The 16,593-nt window shown below is 44.7% G+C and carries 11 protein-coding genes; 2 read left to right on the top strand and 9 right to left on the bottom strand.

All coding sequences use genetic code 11. The features are described 5' to 3' along the window. Positions 1-4 precede the first annotated feature (4 nt). From ACO1R6_RS24205 to gcvP, 5 genes are all read right to left on the bottom strand, one after another. A complete protein-coding gene (locus ACO1R6_RS24205; protein WP_486268251.1) occupies positions 5-1,441 on the bottom strand; it encodes a sulfatase in 1,437 nt (478 codons plus the stop codon). Between the two features lie 126 nt (positions 1,442-1,567). Beyond that, on the bottom strand, positions 1,568-3,025 hold the full coding sequence (locus ACO1R6_RS24200; protein ID WP_486268249.1) for a RagB/SusD family nutrient uptake outer membrane protein: 1,458 nt from the start codon (positions 3,023-3,025) through the stop codon (positions 1,568-1,570). 25 nt (positions 3,026-3,050) lie between these two features. Then, the gene (locus tag ACO1R6_RS24195) at positions 3,051-6,407 is read right to left on the bottom strand and encodes a SusC/RagA family TonB-linked outer membrane protein (RefSeq protein ID WP_486268246.1); all 3,357 of its coding nucleotides are present in this window, start codon (positions 6,405-6,407) and stop codon (positions 3,051-3,053) included. A gap of 767 nt (positions 6,408-7,174) precedes the next feature. Then, entirely contained in the window at positions 7,175-7,738 is a 564-nt protein-coding gene (locus ACO1R6_RS24190) for a DUF4136 domain-containing protein (protein ID WP_486268244.1), read from the bottom strand. A 207-nt stretch (positions 7,739-7,945) separates the two neighbouring features. Beyond that, positions 7,946-10,870, bottom strand: coding sequence for an aminomethyl-transferring glycine dehydrogenase (gene gcvP, locus ACO1R6_RS24185; protein WP_486268242.1), 2,925 nt, complete (start codon positions 10,868-10,870; stop codon positions 7,946-7,948). Between the two features lie 390 nt (positions 10,871-11,260). On the opposite strand from gcvP, the gene ACO1R6_RS24180 reads away from it, so the two are divergent. Further along, a complete protein-coding gene (locus tag ACO1R6_RS24180) occupies positions 11,261-12,493 on the top strand; it encodes an NAD(P)-dependent oxidoreductase (RefSeq protein WP_486268240.1) in 1,233 nt (410 codons plus the stop codon). A gap of 95 nt (positions 12,494-12,588) precedes the next feature. On the opposite strand, the gene ACO1R6_RS24175 is transcribed toward ACO1R6_RS24180, so the two are convergent. The 4 genes from ACO1R6_RS24175 to ACO1R6_RS24160 form a co-directional block, all read right to left on the bottom strand. Further along, entirely contained in the window at positions 12,589-12,930 is a 342-nt protein-coding gene (locus tag ACO1R6_RS24175) for a chaperone modulator CbpM (protein ID WP_486268238.1), read from the bottom strand. A 152-nt stretch (positions 12,931-13,082) separates the two neighbouring features. Then, positions 13,083-14,012: a DnaJ C-terminal domain-containing protein gene (locus tag ACO1R6_RS24170; RefSeq protein ID WP_486268236.1), complete on the bottom strand. Its 930-nt coding sequence runs from the start codon at positions 14,010-14,012 to the stop codon at positions 13,083-13,085. 267 nt (positions 14,013-14,279) lie between these two features. Further along, positions 14,280-14,507, bottom strand: coding sequence for a hypothetical protein (locus tag ACO1R6_RS24165; RefSeq protein ID WP_486268234.1), 228 nt, complete (start codon positions 14,505-14,507; stop codon positions 14,280-14,282). 245 nt (positions 14,508-14,752) lie between these two features. Next, the gene (locus tag ACO1R6_RS24160; protein WP_486268232.1) at positions 14,753-14,974 is read right to left on the bottom strand and encodes a hypothetical protein; all 222 of its coding nucleotides are present in this window, start codon (positions 14,972-14,974) and stop codon (positions 14,753-14,755) included. 265 nt (positions 14,975-15,239) lie between these two features. Between ACO1R6_RS24160 and ACO1R6_RS24155 the strand changes: the two genes are divergently transcribed. Beyond that, a complete protein-coding gene (locus ACO1R6_RS24155; protein WP_486268231.1) occupies positions 15,240-16,580 on the top strand; it encodes an amidohydrolase in 1,341 nt (446 codons plus the stop codon). Positions 16,581-16,593 lie beyond the last annotated feature (13 nt).

Genomic DNA, 16,593 nt, shown 5'->3' with positions numbered 1-16,593 from the left:
AAAACTATAACCGTTTAGCCGTTACACTTTCGGGTACTTTGGCATTTACTTTTTTAAGCCAGCTATTTAGATTTAATTCTAGCTTTTTAGCCGCGTTGATTTTGCTATCGTAGAGGTTGTTTGCTTCAGTTGGGTCTTTTGCCAAATCGTATAATTCATTTTTTGTACCGTCGTAGTATCTTATCAATTTATAATTGCCAGATCTGATTATACTGTAAGGCGAGATGTCCTTTTCCCGGTAATGAGGAAAATGCCAGAACAGATCGCGGTTAAACTTATGTTTGTTATCCCGGAATAAAGGAGATAAGCTTAAACCATCGTTGCTGGGTTTGTTTCCTATTCCGGCGGCATCCATTATGGTAGCAAAAATATCCATCGTAATCACGGGCTCAGCTACCAATGTTCCTGCTTGGGTTATGCCGGGCCACTTAACAATTAGAGGTACCCGAATGCCTCCCTCGTACGGGTAACCTTTGCCGCTGCGGAGGGGCAAATTACTGGTTATAGGCAGCAAACCACCGTTATCAGAAGTAAAAATCAGCAGCGTATTCTGGGTTAATTTTAAACTATCTAAACACCGTACCAGTTTGCCCACATTATCATCTACACTTTGGATTAATGCTGCATACACCGGGTTTTTATGATGATTGCCCTGTTTTTGCTTATACTTTTCAACCAGTTCTTTTTTGCCTTGAATGGGCGTATGCACGGCGTAGGGATTCCAGTTAATAAAAAACGGCTTGCTCACATTCTTTTTTACAAAAGCGACTACTTCATCCCCCAAACGGTCGGTTAAAAATTCTCCTTCTTTCCGGGGCGCTAAAGTTGGGATATTATAGCTTTTCCCTTTGTTATTGTTTACGTAAGGATCAAAATAAGAAGGGGGCTGCCCCAAGTCGGAACCGGCAATATTTACGTCAAACCCCTGACTGGTAGGATACCATTTTTCGGGGCCTAAATGCCATTTACCTACGTGGCAAGTTGTGTATCCTTGCTTCTTCAGGTATTCGGCACTGGTTGTTTCGCTTTGTTCCAGGAATAATGGATTGGGCGGCGTTTTTAAGCTTTTACCGGTTTCACTCACGTATTCGGTTGGGTTTTTACCAGAAGCCGGCACCACTCCTCCCTGAAATTCGGCCCTAATCCAGTCGGTAATACCTATTCTGGCGGGGTACTTGCCGGTTAGGAGGGCCGCCCGAGTAGGCGAGCAAATGGCGGCGGCAGCATAAGCCTTCGTAAATTTAATTCCTTCCTGGGCCAGCCGGTCTATATGGGGGGTTTCGTAATAAGTACTGCCATAACAACCTAAATCAGACCAGCCCAAATCGTCTACATTAATAATAATTATGTTGGGTTTGGTTTTTGCCGCTTGGCCAATCACTAGCTCAGAACCTGCCAATATTAGTATTAAAATAGCAATCAAAAATTTATAAGTATTCATAAAACAAATGCTTTATACAGTTTAACTAAAAAGACTAGACTAACTTTTTTAGGCAATAAAATTTACCAGCATGGGGTAACTGGTAAAGCTGCCGAAAAATAAGCAGAAACATCAGTTTGTAAAATTTTATCTGTATCCTTCATTCTGCACCAGATTTGCATTGGCTTCAATTTCGCGTTGCGGAATAGGGTATAGAACATGGTGTGATTTCGCACTGTTTTTTCCGCGGGCTAAGGCACTGGAAATAAATTTACCGTGCCGAATCAGGTCTTCCCGACGCTTTCCTTCGGTAAAAAATTCCCAGCCTCTTTCCTGCAAGATATGGTCGCGGAAAGCTTCTTTGGTTGTAAAGTCTGACAGCTGCAGCACCGGCACCCCAGCCCTGTCCCTTACTTGTTTCAACAAGTCAACAGACTCGGCATTGGGACCATTAATTTCATTTAATGCTTCGGCCCGGCTTAACAGAATATCGGCATACCGAATGTAAGGTATATCGTTACCATTGTGTTCAATGGCGGCATTGGGGTCGGGGGTATATTTAAAGCTCCTGGCATTGTCGAGGGGTCTGCCCTGGGCGTCTTCCAGCAGCCGGATAAGAGTGCCTCTTGTATCAGTGTACTGGGTAACAAACATTTTTAATCTCCGGTCGCTACTGTTAAAAGATTTAACAAAGGCTGTATAGGTGCGAAACTGAGCCCCGTAGTTTATCCAGTTAGATTGAATAGGATAGTTGGGCGGAAAAGCATGGGGTATATAAACATTACCCAAACCCGGCTGCGGTACGTACGAGAAGCGATAAATATATTCATTGTTATTTTCGTTGGTTACCGCAAACAAATTTTCAATCTGGCCAAACAAGGTGTAGGCTTTTAAATCCATAACCTCTTTGGCTACATCGGCGCATGGTTGCCATTGTTTGGTATTTAAATAAAGTTTGCATAAAAGTGCTAAAGCAGCGCCCTTGGTGGCTTTGCCGTGCAGGTCTTGTTGTACCGGCAGGTTATTGGCAGCTTCCCGTAGTTCTTTGGCCAGAAAACTTACAAATTCAGTATTGCTGGGCTTGGCTGGTTCTAAGTTGTTGGTTTCGGTTGTAGTTACCAAGGGTACCGGGCCAAATATATCGTACAAATGATAATAAGCCGCTGCCCGTATAAATTGTGCTTCAGCGGTTAGTTGCGCCAGTCTTGTTGCCGATATAGATTGTACATTGCCAATATTATCCAGTAACGAATTGGCGTTACGAACCGCCCGGTACATACTGGCCCAATGATTTTGGAAGAAAGGATGACTGGGATCCCATTGAAAATTCATATAAACCACGGCTTCTCTTTCAAAACCGCCACCACTTTCCAGGGTTATATCGGTAGCGAACTCGTTTAAGCTAAAGAAGTAATCCCGGACAGAAGGCCTTAATTCGCTGTACGCCCCAATTAAAACCCGGTTAATGCCGTCTTCTGTTTTAAGCAGTTCGTCCGGCGCAAATTCGGTAAAAACTTCTTCTTCTAAAAAGCTCTGACAACCAGAGAAAAAGCTTAGCCCCCCAATAAGAGCAGCACTAAATACGTATTTATATATTTTTTTCATTTTAATATTGCCTTAGAATATATGTTTAGAAAAACAGATTAACCCCTAATCTGATGGTCCGATTGAGCGGATAGCTGTTGTAAGAAGTTTTTAAAACAGTACCACCCGACGCATTTGCATCCGGGTCAAAACCTTCAAAATCAGTCAGGGTGAGTAGGTTGTCGCCCGATAAATAAATAGAGGCATTATTTACTATTCCTTTTTTCTGCAGCGGTAAAGCGTAAGATAAGGTTAGCGTTCTTAGGCGTAAGAACGAGGCATCGGTAACGGTAATCGAGTTAACGGCCAATGCACCTCCATAAGAACTAGGGTTTATACCGGATGGATATTTTGCGCCGGGATTGCCGGGGCTCCAACGATCCAGATAATATTTGGCAATTCTATTCCGCTCAAAATTAGTAGGATACAATGACTCAATTATGTTAGCATCTAAAGCCTCTACACCTTTTACGGCCACTAAAAAAACATCCAGAGAAAGGCCTTTGTAAGAAAAAGAGTTGTTTAAGCCCAGGGTAAGACTAGGGAGCGGACTGCCTAATATTACTCTGTCGTCGGGGTTAATTACACCATTGCCATCCTGGTCTTTAAATATAGGATGACCGGGTTGGGCGCTAGGCTGCGCAGAACCAGCAATATCATCATTTTCGCCAAAAATACCCGTTATTTCGTAGCCATAATACGAGTTCATGGGCACGCCTTCCCGTACAATCGAAAAATTGTTCACAAACGTGGCTATGTTGCCCGAAATAATCTGGGGAATAAAATCCGGGAGCTGTACTACTCTGTTTTTTAAGGTGGATAAGGTTAGGGCTGTATTCCATTTGAAAGCACCTTCGGTATTAACTGATTCTAGTAATAATTCCAAGCCCTGGTTGCGGACCTGCCCAAAATTTACCCTGATGGTACTAAAGCCACTGGTTAATGGCAAAGGCTTACTAAAAAGCTGGTCTTTTGTATTTTTAATATAATAATCAACAGACCCACTTAACCGGCCTTGCAGAAAGCCAAAATCTAACCCAATGTTGTATTCTTCGGTAGTTTCCCATTTAATATCGGTGTTGGGTATGCGGGCTGGCGATGCGCCCTGAATAACCGTGTTGCCTAAAACGGCAGGCTGCCCGGCCACAAATGTTTGAATGGTTTCAAAATTTTGGATCCCTTGGTTGCCTAACTGGCCATAACCCAAGCGCAGCTTAAGGTTATTAAATACATTTACATTAGATATAAAAGATTCTTCGGATAAACGCCAGGCAAAAGCAAAAGAGGGGAATACCGCATATTTATTGCCTTCGGCAAATCTCGATGTGCCGTCGGCTCTAACCGAAGCCGTAACAATGTACCGGTCGTAAAAACTATAATTAATTCTGCCTATAAAGCCATTTAACTTGTTAACGGATCTTCCGCTGGTAACATTATCGTTGCTATCGCCATCTCCGCTTTGGAGCAGGTTAGTTGATGTAACATCGGAAAGAAAGCTGCGCGAGGATGCGCCTACACTCCTGTTATCAAATTCTTCGAAAGTAACCCCGCCCAATACCGTGAGATGATGAATATCCTTAAACTTCTTTTCGTACTTGGTTAAGTACTCAAGCATCCAGTGCAGGTTTTCGTTAGAAGAGATTGAAGCAATACCACCTGCTGCTTTGCCTTTTTCCGTTATCCGGCTGTTGTAACTATCAAATCTGCTATTAGCTACGTCTATTCCCAGCCGGAGAGTGGCGGTTAAACTGTTTAATATATTATAGTCGGCCGTAATTGTGCTATACATTCTATTGGCCATATCTTGTTCACTTATGCCATTTATAAGAGCTAAAGGATTATCCAGGGCAATTAAAGGGTTGCGCGGGTACAGACCATTTTCATCTAGCATGGGGGATAAAGTAGGGTCGAATTGTATGGCTGTATTAATAGGACCAGCATTCTCATTAGCCGTATTAGAAGTTAAAATGCTTTTATTGGCAATTCTGCTTAAATTTAATGCCATGCCTACCTTCAGCTTTTCAGAAGGATTTATGCCGTAATTAACCCTGAGATTATATTTTTCGAATTCTGAGCCTTTTACCACGCCTGCCTGATTCAGATAATTTAAGCCAACGTAATAAGTAGAATTATCTGAGCCGCCAGAAAATGATAACTGGTTATTGTGCGCCAGAGCCGACCGGAATATTTCGTTCTGCCAGTCGGTTCCTTTGCCTACAGCATTTATTTGGCCCTGGCTAAATTTAGGGGCTTGGTTCTGGTCGGCCAAGATGCCATTTAAGACCTGCATATATTCTCCGGCATTCAGCACATCTAATTTTCGGGCTACCTGCTGCAGCCCTACATAGCTGCTGTATTCTACCCGAGGTTTACCTTTGCTGCCTTTTTTAGTTGTGATAAGAATTACCCCGTTAGCAGCCCGGGTACCATAAATAGCGGCCGCCGAAGCATCTTTAAGTACCTCAATCGATTCTATATCTTGCGGGCTGATAGCCGTAGCAGAACCTCCCGGTAATCCGTCAATTACTACCAAAACATCATTGCTACCATTAATGGAGCCGGCACCTCTTACGCGCACCGTAACACCGCCTCCCGGTTCAGAACTACTCTGGCTTACCTGCACGCCAGGCGCGCGACCGTTGAGTAACTGTAAAGCCGAAGTATTTACGCCCTGGGTAAAATCTTCTTGCTGTAACGATACCACCGACCCGGTTATGTCGCTTTTCTTCGTAGTGCCATATCCTACCACCACTACTTCTTCCAAGGCTTTAACATCGTCTTCCAGTATAATATTTATTTTGCCAGATTTTGGTACAGCTATCTCTTGGGTAGTATAGCCAATAAAGGAAATTACCAGCGTACCCGTTGCATCCGGCAGCCGCAGCGAAAATGTACCATCCGGCAATGTGGTTGTACCAATAGTTGTGCCCTTTAAAAGAATTGTTACACCGGGTAAGCCTTCTCCTTTTTGAGAGGTAACCTTGCCCAATATCACTACCTCTGCCGTACTTACAAAGCTTGCCGGGTCATCTTTTCCGGACATAACTGCTGCCGGCACAATGATGTAAGAATTGTTACTTGCTTTTATATAAGTAAGCTTTAAGGTCTTTAACAACGCTGCCAGCGCTAAGTCCAGGTTGGCTTTATCGGTTTCCAGAATAGCGGCATCGGCTTGCTGAGGGGCTAATAAATCGCTGTCGTAATGAAAATTTACCTGGTACTGTTCTTTCACCAGGCTCAAGATGGTAACCAGCGATTTAAGCTGAGTTTTTTTGACGGTGGGTTTCTTTTGTTCCTGGTTGTGTACGAAAGCCGTAAGTTGTTGCCCATTAACTACCGAAGAACTGCTGGTAAACAAAATGACCAGTACGAGCCATTTAATATTGTGTAAAATATTTGGCATAGTTATATAAGTTTGTGGTAGAATATTTAATTTATAAATCTACGGTAGCCGGCTTAGTGCAGGGGCCGGTCCCGAGTCTTATCATTTAGTTGAATATTAATTGCTTTGCCCTTCTGAACTACTTTTAAAAGGTTTTCAAAGAGAAAGTAATAAATATATCTGGGTGCCGGGATTAGAACGGGTAAAGTGCGTAATAGCTGGCGAAGCTGGTATAAAAGTTACTTCCACCAGCATACAGACTTTGCGGCTATAGTTTTGATATTTCATTAGCTTATGCAGCACTGATATAAATAAACTGGCTCCTCCAGTATCTTACCACTCTACATATATGACACCATGAACATTAAAACTTCACCAATTAAAAGTAAATATTTATTAAAAATTATAAGTATTTAAATAGAACTAGCATTGAGGTAAAATGCTAACAGCCTACAAGAACTTTCTATAGAAATATTGTAAAGATTATTTTAACTGAATCTGATGCTAAAAAGTAAGATAGGATTTACAGCAGAACTTTATTTGGGAGGGAATGTGGCTGCTAATGCGGTGAGGTTAGCACTATAAAAAAAGCAGGTTATAATCATTGAAGAAGATTGATAATAGGGCAACGGGTTGCCACTAAGGGTATTAATTAATTTGTTGATAAAGGAGGGAAAAGATTTAAATACAATATGCATAAACTAACCGCACATGCCGCTTTAGTACTGGCTTGCGGGAGGGTATAAAACAAAATTGCCTTAGCTGTTGGTGGCTAAGGCAATTTGTAATTAGAGTCGCGAAACAGTTTGCCGGTTATTGGGGCTCGGCGGATACTGCCGCAGAATATTGGTTACTATCTGGTGAATTTTTTCTTCGCTGATATTGCGGTTGCCAACTTCGGTTTCACCTACACCCCGCCACAGCAACTCGTTCTTTTTGGCATCTACCAAATCAATGGTAATAGTACCTTCTTTGTATTGCTGTACGGTAGAACCTAAGCCAAAAGGATAGCCGTAGTAGCCATAACCATAAGGAGAGTTATTGCGGTAACGTTGTTCGTTAGAAAAACCCACCTTAAAGTTAACGTATACATCCGGGTTGGTACTGGTGTAACTCATACCTTGGCTTTGCAACTGCGTTTCGATAGCTTTTTTCATTCGTTTGTCGAAAAAGGTATCGTATTGGGCGGTGGTATCTGCTTTAGTTTTGGCCTTCTCGGAGTACCAGCCAAAGGTTTTTAACGCCCGGAAATTGGTCGCAATATCGTAATCGGAGCTAACGTTTAAGCTGGGCGAACAAGCTGATAATAGTACAACTAATAGTACTACTAATAAACTACTATATTTTTTCATCGCTGATAATTTACTTTGTTTAAACATAGTAGTTGTACAGCAATAATAAGGCCATTTTTATTCTTTTTCAGCCTGAATTAAAGTCGCTTAAGTATATTTTAGAAGGATATAATAATTTATGAATAGTAACGTTTAAGTAAGAATAATGCTAAAAAAAGCGGCCCGGAGAATATTCTCCGGGCCGCTTTTTTTAGCAAAAATTTAGAACTATTCAATGCCGGTAGCAATAGCGGCTACTTCGGGTTGGGCGTAAGCTTCTAAAGGCGTACAGCTGCAAATCAGGTTACGGTCACCGTAAGCATTATCTACGCGGCTAACCGCCGGCCAGAATTTATTAGTACGCGAGAACGCATACGGGTAAACCGCTTTTTCGCGGCTGTATGGCCGTTCCCAATTTTCAGCTAAAGCAATCTGAGCCGTGTGCGGCGCATTTTTCAGCACGTTGTCTTTTTGGTCGGCCCGGCCTTCTTCCACTTCCCGGATTTCTGCCCGAATCGAAATCATGGCTTCGCAGAAACGATCCAGTTCTTCTTTGGGCTCGCTTTCGGTGGGCTCTACCATTAAAGTGCCCGGCACCGGGAACGATACGGTAGGCGCGTGGAAACCATAATCCATCAGGCGTTTGGCAATATCTTCTACCTCTACCCCAAATTTCTTAAACGCTCGGCAATCCAGGATCATTTCGTGGGCGCAGTGGCCGTTGGTACCGGTATACAGCACCGGGTAATGTTCCTGCAAGCGGGCTTTAATATAATTAGCATTTAAGATAGCAAACTTGGTTGCTTCCGTTAAGCCTTCGCCGCCCATCATAGAGATATAGGCGTACGAAATAGGCAAAATGCTGGCGCTACCCCAAGGGGCCGCCGATACTGCCGAAATGGCCTGGTCGCCGCCGGTTGATACTACGGCGTGGCCCGGTAAAAACGGCACCAAATCGGCAACTACACCAATTGGGCCAACCCCCGGTCCGCCGCCGCCGTGCGGTATACAAAACGTTTTATGTAAGTTCAGGTGGCATACATCGGCCCCAATATTTGCCGGACTGGTAAGGCCTACCTGAGCGTTCATGTTGGCACCATCCATGTACACCCGGCCACCGTTTTCGTGCACCAATTGGCAAATCTGAATAATGCTTTCTTCATACACACCGTGGGTAGACGGGTACGTGACCATCAGGCAAGACAAATCGTCTTTGTGTTCTGCGGCTTTGGCTTGCAGGTCAGCTACATCAATATTGCCACGCTCATCGCATTTAACCAGTACTATTTTCATACCGGCCATGGCAGCGCTGGCGGGGTTAGTACCGTGCGCCGAAGTGGGGATTAAAGCAACATTGCGGTGGTGATCGCCGCGCGACTCGTGGTACGCCCGGATTACCATTAAACCGGCGTACTCGCCTTGTGCACCCGAATTGGGCTGCAGCGAAATGCCCGCAAAACCCGTTACTTCGCACAACCAGGCTTCTAAATCAGCGAATATTTGCTTGTAGCCCAGTGCCTGATCAGCAGGCGCAAAGGGGTGCAGGTTGCCGATTTCGGGCCAGGTAACCGGAATCATTTCGGCGGTAGCATTTAGTTTCATGGTACAGGAGCCCAGCGGAATCATGCCGTGGGTTAAAGAAAAATCTTTGTTCTCCAGGTACTTCATGTAGCGCAGTATTTCGCTTTCGGAATGGTAGCGGTTAAATACCTCGTGTTCCAAATAAGCCGATTGCCGCACCAGGGCTGCCGGCCAGGTAACATTTACTTCCTGCGGCAGTTCGGTTTGGTTGGCTACTGTGGTTTGTTTATTCATTACCTTCGCGAAAACTGCCAGAATGTCTTGTATATCAGATAAATCAGTATTTTCGTGCAGCGAAATATAGATAATATTATCGGCAGCATACCGCAGGTTTATCTGGGCGTTTTCGGCTTCGGTCCGGATGGCATTTTGCAACTCCGCGCTTTCAACGCGTAATTTCAGCGTATCGAAATAATTTTGGTTTAACTGCTCTAAACCCAGTTCCTGCAAGCCTTGGGCTAAAGTTTGGGTCAGCCAATGAATATTTAACGCAATGTATTTTAAACGGCGCGGCCCGTGGTAAACAGCGTACATACCCGCCATTACCGATAATAAAACCTGTGCGGTACAAATATTAGAAGTGGCTTTTTCGCGCCGGATGTGCTGCTCGCGGGTTTGCAGGGCCATGCGGTACGCTTTGTTGCCGTGCGCATCTACCGATTGGCCAATAATCCGGCCCGGAATATTGCGTTTAAAAGCTTCTTTGGTGGCAAAGTAACCAGCGTGCGGTCCGCCGTAGCCCATGGGCACGCCAAAACGCTGGCTGGAACCTACGGCCACATCGGCACCCATTTCGCCGGGAGGCGTAAGCAAGGTAAGGCTCATTAAGTCGGCCGCAACGGCTACGTAAATATCCTGGGCGTGCGCTTCCTGTATAAAATCGGTATAGTCAAAAATATCGCCGTCGGCGGCTGGGTATTGTAACAGGGCGCCAAAAGTGGTCTCGTCGGTTAGGTTAGCTTCGCGGTGGTCTTGGATTACCAACTCAATGCCCAGGGGGGTAGACCGGCTTTTGAGTACATCTATGGTTTGCGGCAACACTTGCTCCGATACCAAAAAGCGGGTAGCATTTTTACGTTTGCCTTTGCGTAGCGCGTAAAACATACCCATGGCTTCGGCAGCGGCCGTACCTTCGTCTAGCAAAGAGGCGTTGGCTATTTCCATGCCGGTTAGGTCCATTACCATGGTCTGGTAATTAATCAGGGCTTCTAAGCGGCCCTGGGCAATTTCGGCCTGGTAAGGAGTATAGGCGGTGTACCAACCCGGATTTTCGAGAATATTCCGCTGAATAACCGGGGGTAAAACGGTATCGTGGTAACCTAAGCCAATGTAAGAACGGAATACTTTGTTCTGTTGGGCAGTTTTTTTAAACTTCTTCAGAAAATCGCGCTCGGTTAAAGCCGCCGGAATATTTAAAGGCTTTTGCAAACGAATAGCCGCCGGAACGGTTTCGTCGATCAGTTGGTCCAGCGAATCTACTTTAATTGTTTTAAGCATGGCCTGGATTTGAGCTTTTACCGGACCGTTATGACGTTCCTTAAAAATATCGGCAGGCTTTATTTTAAAAGACATATAATTACTTTAAATACTGTATGTTGAAAGAACTCTCGGGTAGTATTGATTTATAACACAAAAGTAAGGCTAATAATTTAATTTTTTAGTTAAGGAGGTTATTTTCCCGCAACGCCAGCAGATTGGTTTTTGCAGGTTTTCCTTGCTGCGCTCCTTGGTTTTAGCTATAACAAGCATACATTTATTTAGTTTATACAGTTAAATATGCCCTTGTTTTTGGCCGTACCTGTTTTTTAGAATATACCGGAAAGCAGTTGAATAAATTTTAGCTTAGTTGCTTGGCCACAGGGTTATTGCTACCCAGCGTAATATTTATTAGTTTTCTTGTATAAATAAGCTGGTAACAAATTGTTTATGCCACCAGAGGCCGCAAAAAAGATGTAGAAAACTATGCAGAAAATTAAATTAGGTATTTTACGGGAAGGCCGGGTACCGCCCGATAAGCGCGTGCCGCTTACCCCGCTAAAATGCCAGGAAACTTTGGCCGCTTTTCCGGAAGTGGAAATAATTGTGCAACCCAGTGCCGTGCGCAGCTACACCGACCAGGAATATTTAGATTTGGGTATACCGGTGCAGGAAGATTTAAGCGGTTGCGATATTCTGATGGGCGTAAAAGAGGTGCCCATTGCTACGCTTATTTCGGGTAAAACTTACTTGTTTTTCTCCCACACCATTAAAAAGCAGCCGCACAACCAGGCTTTGTTAAAAGCCATTCTGGAAAAAAATATTACCTTAATTGATTACGAATTATTAACTACCCCGCAAGGCGAGCGCATGGTGGCTTTTGGGTATTATGCCGGCATTGTAGGGGCTTACAACGGCCTGATGACCTACGGCAAAAAATGGAAATTATTCGACCTGAAACCCGCCTGGCAATGCGTAGACATGGACGATTTGGAAGAAGAATATTTTAAGGTAAAAGCTTTGCCGCCCATTAAAATTGCCATTACTGGTGGGGGTAGAGTAGCGGCTGGTGCCATGGCGGTACTAAACCAAATAGGCATTAAAAAGGTAAGCGTATTTGATTATTTGTACAAAGAATTTCCGGAGCCGGTTTACGCGCAACTCAGGTCATCGGACTACAATGCCCGCCGCGACGGTAAGGTGTGGGATACGCCCGATTTTTACGCGCACCCCGAGGAGTACCAATCTACGTTTAAGAAGTTTTACGAAGTAACGGATTTACTCTTGGCTGCGGCTTACTGGAACCCCGCCGCCCCGCGGCTATTTAGCCTCGACGAAATGCGCCAGCCGGCGTTTAAAATTAATACCATTGCCGATATTACCTGCGACATTGGCGGCTCGGTGCCCAGCACCAAACGCGCCTCTACCATTCAGGAACCGGTATACGATTATAACCCCGAAACCGAAACCCTGGAGCCGCCTTTTAGCCGGAGAAATAATATTACCGTTATGGCCGTAGATAATTTGCCCTGCGAGTTGCCCCGCAATGCTTCCCGCGACTTTGGCCGCCAATTAATCGATGCCGTATTTCCGCATTTGTTACGGGGCGATGAACAAGGAATTATCCGGCAGGCTACCATTGCGCAAGCGGGTAAACTCATGCCCCGTTACGAGTACCTGTACGAGTATGCACTTGGTAAAATGCGATTAGATAAATAATTAGCTTGGCTCCTGGATTAAATGCGGCTGGGTTTATTAGGCGAATTAATTTGTTATTCCAACATGTAACTCTTTAAAAAGCACCAGTTGTAAAATTAGCTTAAATCCGCATCTTCAATCATGTTCCGAGTGCCGGAACGGGTAATTGTTTCCGGGTATTCGAGTTGTTGGAGCCGGTTTATTAGCTGCTCCTGTTGCCGACGCAATTTTTTAAGTTCTTTGCGCATGTGCAATATTACTTCTATCCCTTCTTTGTTTACCTCTAAATCCCGGAACAGCCGCAAAGTACGCTCCAAACGGTTCAGGGATTTATCAGGCAAAAATTCCTGGTTGTTTTCTACGTGCAGCGGCACCAGGCCAAAGGCAGCAAACTCCCGGATTAAACTTACTTCTACGCCGTGGTGGTTACAAAACGCTTCAATAGCAATGTATTTCATAGCCTTTAGTAATTAGCGGTTAGTTGTTAGCGATTAGTCTAAAATCATCAACAAAAAACAATCAACAAACAGCTACCAACAATTATAAATCAACAATTAATTATTCAGCAATCATCAACCAAAAAATCGAGTAACGAACAACGATTAACAAATTATTCCCCGCGGGCCTGGGCCAGTTGCCGGAATAAGTCCTTTTCTTTTTCGGTTAAATCGGGGGGAAGTTGCAGATTTACTTTCACGTATAAATCGCCGTGGGTGTCGGGTTGGTTGTATGCCGGAAAGCCTTTGCCGCGCAGCCGGAGCATGGAGCCGGTTTTGGTTTCGGGCTTGATTTTTATTTTAAGCTGTCCGTTTAGGGTATCAACCAAGGCATCACCGCCCAGAGCCGCCACATATACGGGTACGTCGGTATCTACGTAAATATCGTTGCCTTTGCGGGTAAAACGCGGGTCGGGTTCTATCCGGAAGGTGATATATAAATCGCCGTTTTCGCCGCCGTTGGCACCGGGGCCGCCATTGCCTTTCAGCCGGATAGTCTGGCCATCTTCTATACCGGGTTTAATATTAATGCGCAGGTTGCGGCCATTTACGGTTATGGTTTTGCGTCCGCCGGTATAAGCCTCGGTAAGTGGTAAACTAAGTTCCGCCGATAAGTCCTGGCCTTTAAAAGACCGGCTACGCCGGGAACCACCGCGGGCACCGCCGCCCATACCACCAAAAATATCCCGGAAAAAATCAGAGAAGTCGGCACCTTCAAAATCGCCGCCCATGTTGGTGTAAGTATAGCCACCTCCTGGTCCGCCCTGGGCATATTGTCCCCAGTCGAAACCGCCCGGTCCGCCGCCGGCTTGTTCGTATCGTTTCCAGTCGGCACCTAGCGTATCATATTTTCTGCGCTTTTCGTCGTCGCTAAGTACTTCGTGGGCCTCATTTATGGCTTTAAATTTTTCCTCGGCTTCTTTGTTACCTGGGTTCACATCGGGGTGGTATTTGCGGGCCAGTTTTTTATACTGCTTTTTAATTTCTTCTTTCGAAGCCGATTTATCAACTTCCAGAATCTTGTAATAATCTTTGTATTCCACGGTTGCGTCAGAACAAAACAGTTAATTTTCTAAAGTAAGTAATAATACGAAAAACTTAAACCAGGTAGTTGGGTGCGAGCCCTAAAACATTAAATTTTGTGCAGCTAACGGCTTAAGCAGGCACGTTTTAGTTAGTAGCCAGCATACCCACGTAAATTTTACTTAAAAATAATTTGCCTGTTGCAGCGCTTTATTTTGGAGTAGATGTAAACAAAAAAAAGCCTTTGCTCCCAAAGAAGCAAAGGCTTTTAAAAGAATATTTTATACTTATTGTGCTTTCATGGAGTCAACTACGCCGTCTTTTACCGGTTGGTCTCTTACTACGGCGGTATCGCCTTCAGAAGCGGTGCCAATAGAATCTAATTCAGCCTGGGCATCGTCGATGGTGCTTTCGGTAGCCGTTTCGGCTTGTTCGGCAGTATTAGAATTACATGCGGCAAAGGAAAAAGAAATAGCGGCAAAAGCCAGAAAGGATATTTTAGTTAGATTTTTCATAATTTTAAAATTGCTTGTAGGAGTTAATACCTGTAAAAGTAAAAGGTAACCCACTGACAGTTATTTATTTTGCTAATTGGGGTTGCCGCCTTAAAATGAAAGTAATTGGCAGCTTTACCGGTTTAAAACTATTTGCCTCCCCGTATAAAAGCTAGCCATATTTGTAGCCGGTTATTGGCGTTCATTAAATTAAAAGCCCCGGCTGTTTAACACAGTCGGGGCTTTTAATTTAATATTTTTAAAAATTACTGCTGAGGAGTAGTAGTAGTGGCAGCAGAGTCAGTAGTAGTAGTAGTTGACAAAGAGTCAGTAGTAGTACCGTCTGTAGCTTCGGTGCTCTCAGTAGTAGCTTCAGTAGTTTCAGTGGTTTCAGTAGTTTCGGCAGTGTTAGACTCGCCACCGCAAGAAGCGAAAGTGAAAGAAATTGCAGCAAAAGCTAATACAGCGATTTTAGATAAATTTTTCATTGTTGTTTTAAATTAGGTTTAGTTTCTGATACTGCTTTATACCGGGGCGCAGAATAGGTAACCCACATTTTTTTGAAAAATTTATCTTTTTTTGCAGAAGCTTAGTAAGTATTTAAAGTTGAGTTACTTATTTTGAAAAAATAATTTCCGGCAGTCAAAAAATAATTCTTTCGCAATATTTATTTCCGGGAGAAAGTAACCGGGGCCTAGCTGGAGTTAACGCAGTAATCGGGAGTCTCATTTTTATTTAAACTTGTTTAAGCTTATGCGGTTTATTTGGCTGAATATTTTACTGGGCATAATATTTTTGGGTATGGGCCAAGCTCAGGCGCAACGTAAAATGCCCCCCGATAAAGCCATTAGCCAGTTTATTCAGGGCGCCTATCCCGATTTATTTACGCTGTATAAGCACCTGCACACCAATCCGGAGTTATCTTTCCAGGAGAAAAATACTTCGGCTAAAATTGCGGGTGAGCTAAAAAGCCTGGGCTATACCGTTACCGAGCAAGTGGGGGGGTACGGCTTGGTAGGCGTACTTAAAAATGGTAAAGGCCCCACAGTTTTAATCCGGACCGATTTAGATGCCCTGCCTATCTTAGAAGAAACCGGCTTGCCGTACGCCAGTAAAGCATTGGGCAAAGCCGACGATGGCAAAGAAGTACCCGTAATGCAGGCCTGCGGCCACGACGTGCACATGACCGTTTTTACCGGCGTAGCCAAAACCCTGGCGCAGTTTAAAAATAATTGGCAGGGTACCTTGGTTTTAATTGGGCAGGCCGCCGAGGAGCGCAGCGGTGGGGCCAAGGCTATGCTGCAAGAAGGCTTGTTTACCAAATTTCCCCAACCCGATTATATAGTGGCCCTGCATTGCAATGCCAGTTTACCAGCCGGGCAGGTAGGCTACACCGAAGGCAATATTATGGCCAATGTAGATGCCGTTGACATTACGGTACGGGGAGTAGGAGGACATGGGGCGGTACCAAATAAAGCTAAAGACCCGGTGGTATTAGCCTCACAGTTAGTATTGGCGCTGCAAACCATTGTTAGCCGCGAGACCTCGCCGTTTGAGCCCGCCGTAGTTACGGTAGGTTCTATTCACGGGGGTACCTCTTTTAACGTAATTCCTGACGACGTAAAACTGCAACTAACCTTGCGCTCTTACAGCGACGAAGTACGCAACAATACCATTGCCAGTATCCGGCGCATGTGCGAAGGCTTGGCGCGGGCTGCCGGCCTACCCGACGACCGCCTGCCCCAAGTTACCGTTCGTGACCAGTTTACGCCTTTTACGTACAACGATATTGCCTTAACCCGTCGGCTTACGGCTTCGTTCCGGCGTACGTTGGGTGCGGCCAATGTTGTAGCCACCCCACCTTCTATGGTTGGCGAAGACTTTTCGTTTTACGGCCGTACCGAGGCTAAAATCCCGATTTGCATGTTCTGGCTGGGTACTGTAGATCCGCAAAAAATAGCTGCTAGTAAAACCTCCGGAACGGAGTTGCCGGGCTTGCACTCGAGTAAATTTGCCCCCTTGCCCGAACCTACTATTAAAACCGGCATACAAGCCATGACCGCCGCCGCACTGGATTTATTTAATGGAAAATAAGCAGCTAAATAAG

It is taken from the genome of Adhaeribacter sp. (assembly GCF_057359045.1).
The sequence above is the reverse complement of the archived record's forward strand: the minus strand, read 5'-3'. Positions and strand labels throughout refer to the sequence as shown.